This is a genomic window from Propionispira raffinosivorans DSM 20765, assembly GCF_000381065.1.
Lineage (GTDB): Bacteria > Bacillota > Negativicutes > Selenomonadales > Selenomonadaceae > Propionispira > Propionispira raffinosivorans.
Window position 1 is genome coordinate 50,228 of the sequence record NZ_KB905864.1, and the last position, 6,984, is coordinate 57,211.

The window sequence follows — 6,984 nt, forward strand, 5'->3', positions numbered from 1 at the left end:
TGCAGTAGAGAAATATATCAATAAATAGATATGAGGAGGTTCCATTTCAATGAAAAAAATTATTAATGATCCTGACCAAGTAGTTGAAGAAATGCTCCAAGGTATTGTATCTGCTCATCCGACCGTAAGAAGATTACCAGGATTTAATGTGCTCGTAAGAGAGGTAATTTCCCCAAAAGTCGGATTGGTAAGTGGCGGCGGTAGTGGTCACGAACCAGCACATGGTGGTTTTGTTGGAAAAGGAATGTTAGACGGCGCAGTTGCTGGGTCCGTTTTTACTTCACCTACTCCAGATCAAGTGTATGAAGCAATTAAAGCTGTAGATCAAAAAAAAGGCGTACTGCTTATTATAAAAAACTATACGGGCGATGTATTGAATTTTGAAATGGCCGGTGAATTGGCTGAAGCGGATGGAATTCGAGTAGAAAAAGTAATTGTTAACGATGATGTGGCTGTAGAAAACAGCACTTGGACAACTGGGCGTCGTGGTATTGCGGGAACTATTTTTGTGCATAAAATTGCAGGTGCCAAGGCAGAAGCCGGTGCAGATTTAGATGATGTAAAACGAGTCGCGGAAAAAGTAATTGACAATGTACGTTCTATGGGAATGGCACTTGTATCTTGCACCGTCCCCGCAGTTGGTAAACCGAGTTTTTTTCTGGATGAAAATCAAATGGAAATCGGCATAGGAATTCATGGCGAACCAGGTACACATCGTGAGGCGTTAAAAACTGCGGATGAAATTACCAGCCAGCTTATGGATAAAATACTCAATGCGTTGAATGTTAGCCAAAAAGATGAAGTTGCGGTTTTGATAAATGGGCTAGGAGCTACTCCGCTTATGGAGCTGTACATTATAAATCGTAAAGTTTCTCAAATTTTAGCCAGTAAAGAAATACGAGTTGCCAAAACATATGTAAACAATTATATGACGGCATTAGATATGGGGGGGTTCTCTATATCCATTTTAAAATTGGATACTGAATTAAAGGAATTGCTCTTCGCACCAGCCGATACACCATCATTGGTGCAAAATTAAGGAGGCGTTCTATTGATGAGCAAGCATGTTGCAGCAATAATAGCCATCGGGCAGGCTATTATCACAAATAAAGAATATTTGACGGAGCTAGACCGGGAAATCGGTGATGCGGATCATGGGATTAATATGGCGAAAGGCTTTGAGGCCGTAATTCATAAACTAAGTGGGTTGGATGAAGATAAAGATGTTGGTTTTGTATTAAAAACTGTAGCCATGACTTTAATTTCTTCCGTTGGCGGGGCAGCTGGACCGCTTTATGGTACAGCTATTCTTAGAGCTGCGGTGCCGGCAACCGGCAAATTTGAATTGGACGCCATTACGGTGCAAGCCATGTGGGAAGCAGCCATAACGGGGATAAAAGAACGGGGCAAGGCAAGTCGTGGCGAAAAAACAATGCTCGATGCATTGGAACCCGCGTTGGAAGCTTTCTCCGTAGGAATTCGTGATGGTAAAAGACTCTTGGATTGTTTAAATCTAGCGTCGGTGGCGGCTCAAAATGGTGTTGAATATACAAAAACAATTGTTGCAACGAAAGGGCGCGCTAGTTATTTGGGTGAACGCAGCATTGGACATCAAGATCCTGGAGCAACGTCTTCTTTTATTATGATAAAGGCATTACTTGATTTTTTTCGTAGTCAAGGGAGCGTTTAAGATGGTAGGCATAGTTATTGTTTCTCACAGTTCTAAAGTTGCAGATGGAATTAAAGATATCGCCCAACAAATGGCAAAAGATGTAAATATTATTGCCGCCGGAGGGACTGCCGACGGCGAAATTGGCACAGATGCCTTCAAAATCCAAGAGGCTATTCTGAAAGCAAATACAGGAAATGGTGTACTAATTATGGTAGACTTGGGCAGTGCTGTATTAAGCGCAGAAACAGCACTAGAATTTTTAGATGAAGAACTCCGACAAAATGTATGTATTGCAGATGCACCTATTGTTGAAGGTACGATTGTCGCAGCGGTGCAGGCATCAACGGGGGCGATGCTCAAAGACGTTCTGAAAACCGCTATTGGAGCATGTACGTTGCGGAAAATATAACAGATAAAAAACAGGCGAAAGATGACAAGTGTTTATGGGTGATGTTTGAGATATTGATAAAAGAATGCTATAATATTTCATAAGATTATAAATGGGATAAAATAAGATGAAACTAATTTTCATCTTATTTTTGTTATCTCAAAACTGAAAGAAAAGCAGCGGCTTTTGCAGTCAGGATGAAGGAGAATTTGGCATGAAAAAAAGGTATATATTGGCTTTAGATACAGGCACAATTAGAAACAGGGCTGTTATTTTTGATAACGACTCTAATATTGTATCGGTAGCGAAAAAGGAGATTGTATCTTTTCATCCAAAACCGGGCTGGGTGGAACAAGATGCAGAGGAAATTTGGAGTACACAGCTTCTTGTTGCACAGGAAGCAATTGAAAAATCAGGAATTAAAAAAGAAGAAATTGCAGCAATTGGCATAACAAATCAGCGGGAAACAACGGTGGTTTGGGATAAGATGACTGGTAGACCAATTTATAATGCCATAAACTGGCAGTCACGGCAGTCAGAGGATATTTGCCGTGAACTCCGTAAATTGGGATTAGAAGAAGATTTTCGCCAAAAAACCTCACTGGTTATCAATTCATATTTTTCTGGCAGCAAAATACGGTGGATTTTAGACAATATACCGGGTGCGCAGGCAAAAGCTGAAGCGGGGCAGCTGCTTTTTGGAACTATGGATACGTGGGTTATGTGGAAACTGAGTGGTGGGAAGATTTTTGCAACGGATTATTCGAATGCATCCCGAACGCTGCTTTATAATTTGCGGGAATTAAAGTGGGATGAAGATTTATTGCAGTATTTAAATATTCCTATATGTATGCTGCCGAAAGTCTGTTCATCTAGTGAAATTTATGGCTATACAGATCCGAGTTTAATTGGGATTAAAATACCAATTGCCGGTGATGCGGGCAATCAACAGGCGGATTTGTTTGGACAATGCTGCTTTGAGCCTCAAATGGCAAAAAACACGTACGGTGAAGGTTCGTTCTTTTTAATGAATACCGGGCAAAAATTCTATCAGTCGAACAATGGCTTGATTACAACCATTGCCTGGGGCATTAATGGTAAAGTTACATATGCACTAGAAGGCAGTATTTTTGTTGCTGGAGCAGCGATTCAATGGCTTAAGAGTGGTCTTGGTATTTTAGATACGCTAGCTGAATCTGAATGGCTGGCAAAAAAAGTGGGAGATTCTGGTGGTGTCTATTTTGTTCCGGCTTTTCGTGGGTTAAGTGCCCCTTATTGGGATATGCAAACAAGTGGTTTGATGATTGGTTTGAAAAATGATACGACCAAGTCTCATATTGTACGAGCGGCATTGGCGGCGATGGCTTATCAAGTTCGTGATGTTGTGGAGGCAATTGAATCCGATACAAAAATGAAGATTCAAGATTTGAAAGTTGACGGCGGAGCAAGTAATAATAATCTTTTGCTGCAGTTTCAGGCAGATATTTTGGGCATTCCTATAAAAAGATCACGAATTCGCGAGACTACTGCACTTGGAGCTGCTTATCTTGCTGGTCTAGCTGTTGGCATATGGAAAGATACGGACGAATTAAAGAAAAAATGGCAAGAAGATGTTTGTTTTACCCCTCAGATCACAGAAATAGAACGAGAAGACTATTACACTGGCTGGCAAAATGCGGTTTCGCATGTTATGAGCTGGGTTGATAAAGTTTGATTGGTTAAAATTCAAATCGTAGAGGGACGAATGTTCGTTTGTGAGAGATGCCTATATGCAATATGAAAAAATATTATTGCATAAGTTAACATTACCTGTTATACTGTTAATAATTTAATTTTGTACAAAGACAATGAAGAGGAAAAGTAAACATTTTAGATTATTGCAGAGAACCGGGGGCGCTGAAAACCCGGTATATGAAAATTTGTTGAAGTTCACCTTGGAGTTACCCGCTGAAACATTTCTTTAGGTGGTGTCGGAGCCTTTGCCGTTAAAAAAAGGAGAGTATCGGTTTTTCAGCCTGTACTTTACAGAGATATTCATTTTTGAATGAATAACTAAGGTGGTAACGCGAGTATAACCCTCGTCCTTTTATTAGGACGGGGGTTTTTTGATACATATAGAAAGGAGTGCGAGACTAATTTGTTAAAACAGCAAAACACATTGGGTTTTTTAGGACCAAAAGGTACACATAGTGAGGCCGTAGCATTATATTTGAATTATAAACAAGCAGGCGATTGGAACTTATTTGCTTATGATACGATTTATGAAGCCATTCAGGCTGTCGCCGATGGTGTGATTGAACGTTGTGTTGTTCCAGTCGAAAATTCAATAGAAGGATCTATTAATATTACGTTGGATACTTTGGCGCATGAAGTTGATTTGCAAGTAGAACAGGAAATCGTCTGGACGGTCCATAATCAACTCATGACAAAATATCCTAAAGACGTCATTACGACAATACTTTCGCATCCGCAGCCTTTGGCACAGTGCCGGGAATATCTAAAAAAGAATTATGCAGGCATTGAAATTCGTCAGACAGCCAGTACAGCCAGGGCAGCTGAAATTGTTGCAAGCGGACCCCCTGGGTATGCTGCCATTGGAACGCAGCGTGCTGGTGAACTTTATGGTTTGACGACTATGGATACAGAGATTCAGGACACTTTGACAAATTGCACTCGTTTTTTTGTTTTGACAAAAATAAAACAAGCTGTTATCGCGGGGGCGAATAAAACTTCTTTAGTTTGTCAGATTGATGGTAAGAAAGCGGGTAGTCTTTGTGCGGTCTTGTCAGAATTTGCGAAACGTGATGTCAACATGACGCGGATTGAATCGAGACCAGCTCGAACGGGGCTTGGCGAATACATTTTTTTCTTTGAGGTGGATGGGTCTACGCAGGAACAAAATGTTAATGCCGCGATTTTGGCAATTCAGCAAAAAAGTTTATGGCTCAAAAACTTAGGGTCATTTCCCGTGACTTATGTTGATGAAAATATAAAAAAATAAAAAGAAAAAGGTGGTATTATTATGGTTATCATTATGACTACAGAAGCAACAGCAGAGAATATAAAAGCGGTTATTGAATCCATACAAAGTGTTGGACTGACAGCGCAAATTATGGAAGGTGCATCACAAAAAATTGTTGGTGTAATCGGGGATAAAAGACTGATGGCTTGTTTAGCGATTGATGCTATGGATGGTGTGGAAAAAAGCGTGGAAATTTCTAAAAGCTACAAACTTGCCAGTCGTGAATTTCACCCAGCCTCGAGTATTATTGATGTGGATGGTGTTAAGATTGGCGGCGGCAACATTGTGGTTATGGCGGGACCTTGTGCGGTCGAATCAAGAGAACAGTTATTTGAGTCGGCAAAAATTGTAAAAGCAGCAGGTGCTCAATTTTTACGCGGCGGTGCTTATAAACCACGGACTTCACCTTATTCATTTCAAGGACTGGAAGACGAAGGACTGCGCTATCTTGCTGAAGCACGTGATTTGACAGGGCTGAAGATTGTTACAGAAGTGACAGAGGTAGAAGCTGTAGAAACCGTTTCGCGATATGCTGATATGCTGCAAGTTGGTGCTCGTAATATGCAGAATTTCCGATTGTTGAAAGAAGTCGGTCGTGGCAGTAAACCAATTCTTTTAAAACGTGGTTTAGCAGCAACCCTCGATGAATGGTTAAATGCTGCAGAATATATTATGAGTGAAGGCAATCAAAATGTTGTGCTTTGTGAACGTGGAATTCGTACCTATGAAACATATACACGAAATACACTTGATATGAGTGCGATTGCAGCTGTTAAACATTTAAGCCATTTACCAATTATTGTTGATCCTAGTCATGGAACCGGAAAATGGAGAATGGTAAAACCTATGGCCTATGCGGCAATTGCGGCTGGGGCTGATGGTATAATGGTGGAAGTACATCCAAATCCAGCGAAAGCTCTTTCCGATGGTCCACAGTCATTGACACCGGAAAATTATAATGAAGTCATGAATGGTGTATTTAAATTAGCAAAATTTATGCGTGAAGAAAAACTCGCAATTGATACTTTATAATATTATATAGTAGGAAGCTGCTTTTGCATGATGTAAAAAGCAGCTTTTTTTACAAAACAATAGCAACTGGACAATTGATTTGCAGAAATCTAGAAATACGTTATAATTAATCAGGACAATTTTCTGACAAATGCAATTTAGTGAAATGGAAAGATAATAAAGATGATGAGGGGTGTATGTATTATGAAAAAAAACATGAAACTATTTTTGATCTTAAAAATAGAATATGGAGCAGGTGAAGAAAATGTATTTACGGAAATTTTAAATGCAACATCGAGTTACAGTACTGCTCAGGCGATGAAAGAACGATATACGGAAGAATACAAAGAACAGGGCAGTAAGAAAAATAAAATGTGGGTTTCAATTCAACTGCATCAATGTGGGGTTCAAATGGATGATGAAATATTAGATGACAGTTTATTTATCCGCTACATAGAAGGCAGCAGTAAGGTTTGCAAAGATTAAGTACTCGATGAAATCAGAGCGGGATTTTTATATAGTAGGAAAGTCGTCATTAGCAAAGTGCGTTTCGAAAGAAAATTGTTTTTATTGAAATTTAATAGAAATTTCAATAAAAAGTATTGACAGTCAAGTTGAAAGCGTGTAGTATATTATAAGTCGCCAAGAACAACGGCGAAAAACGAAATCACCGATTCACTTGTCTTTAACGCAAGTCATCAACTGGTTTCAAAAAAAGATATTGACAGCCGCTTGCGGATGTGATAATCTATACAAGCTGACTTAAGCAAGTGCCAGCAACGTGTTCTTTGAAAACTAAACAATGTAGAAAACAAAAAGATATATGTACACCAACATGTATCAAGCCAGATGTGCGGTTTTCGAACGCTTGCGTTTGAAAACAACAACTAA

Annotated in this window: 7 protein-coding genes and 1 other annotated feature; all 7 genes read left to right on the top strand. The window is 39.6% G+C overall.

Going from position 1 to position 6,984, the window contains the following annotated elements; translation table 11 throughout:
* The first annotated feature begins 49 nt into the window (after window positions 1-49).
* Complete coding sequence (gene dhaK, locus F606_RS0116640; RefSeq protein ID WP_019555023.1) at window positions 50-1,039, top strand: dihydroxyacetone kinase subunit DhaK; 990 nt, start codon at window positions 50-52, stop codon at window positions 1,037-1,039.
* 15 nt (window positions 1,040-1,054) lie between these two features.
* A complete protein-coding gene (dhaL, locus tag F606_RS0116645) occupies window positions 1,055-1,690 on the top strand; it encodes a dihydroxyacetone kinase subunit DhaL (RefSeq protein ID WP_019555024.1) in 636 nt (211 codons plus the stop codon).
* Window position 1,691: 1 nt separating this feature from the next.
* On the top strand, window positions 1,692-2,081 hold the full coding sequence (gene dhaM, locus F606_RS0116650; protein WP_019555025.1) for a dihydroxyacetone kinase phosphoryl donor subunit DhaM: 390 nt from the start codon (window positions 1,692-1,694) through the stop codon (window positions 2,079-2,081).
* A 193-nt stretch (window positions 2,082-2,274) separates the two neighbouring features.
* Window positions 2,275-3,774 carry a glycerol kinase GlpK gene (glpK, locus tag F606_RS0116655; RefSeq protein WP_019555026.1) on the top strand — a complete coding sequence of 500 codons (1,500 nt, stop codon included), beginning with the start codon at window positions 2,275-2,277 and terminating at the stop codon, window positions 3,772-3,774.
* Window positions 3,775-3,898: 124 nt separating this feature from the next.
* Window positions 3,899-4,149, top strand: a binding site (T-box leader).
* 48 nt (window positions 4,150-4,197) lie between these two features.
* The gene (pheA, locus tag F606_RS0116660) at window positions 4,198-5,061 is read left to right on the top strand and encodes a prephenate dehydratase (RefSeq protein WP_019555027.1); all 864 of its coding nucleotides are present in this window, start codon (window positions 4,198-4,200) and stop codon (window positions 5,059-5,061) included.
* A gap of 21 nt (window positions 5,062-5,082) precedes the next feature.
* Window positions 5,083-6,114: a 3-deoxy-7-phosphoheptulonate synthase gene (aroF, locus tag F606_RS0116665; RefSeq protein ID WP_019555028.1), complete on the top strand. Its 1,032-nt coding sequence runs from the start codon at window positions 5,083-5,085 to the stop codon at window positions 6,112-6,114.
* 183 nt (window positions 6,115-6,297) lie between these two features.
* The gene (locus F606_RS0116670) at window positions 6,298-6,579 is read left to right on the top strand and encodes a hypothetical protein (RefSeq protein WP_019555029.1); all 282 of its coding nucleotides are present in this window, start codon (window positions 6,298-6,300) and stop codon (window positions 6,577-6,579) included.
* The last annotated feature ends 405 nt before the right edge of the window (window positions 6,580-6,984 follow it).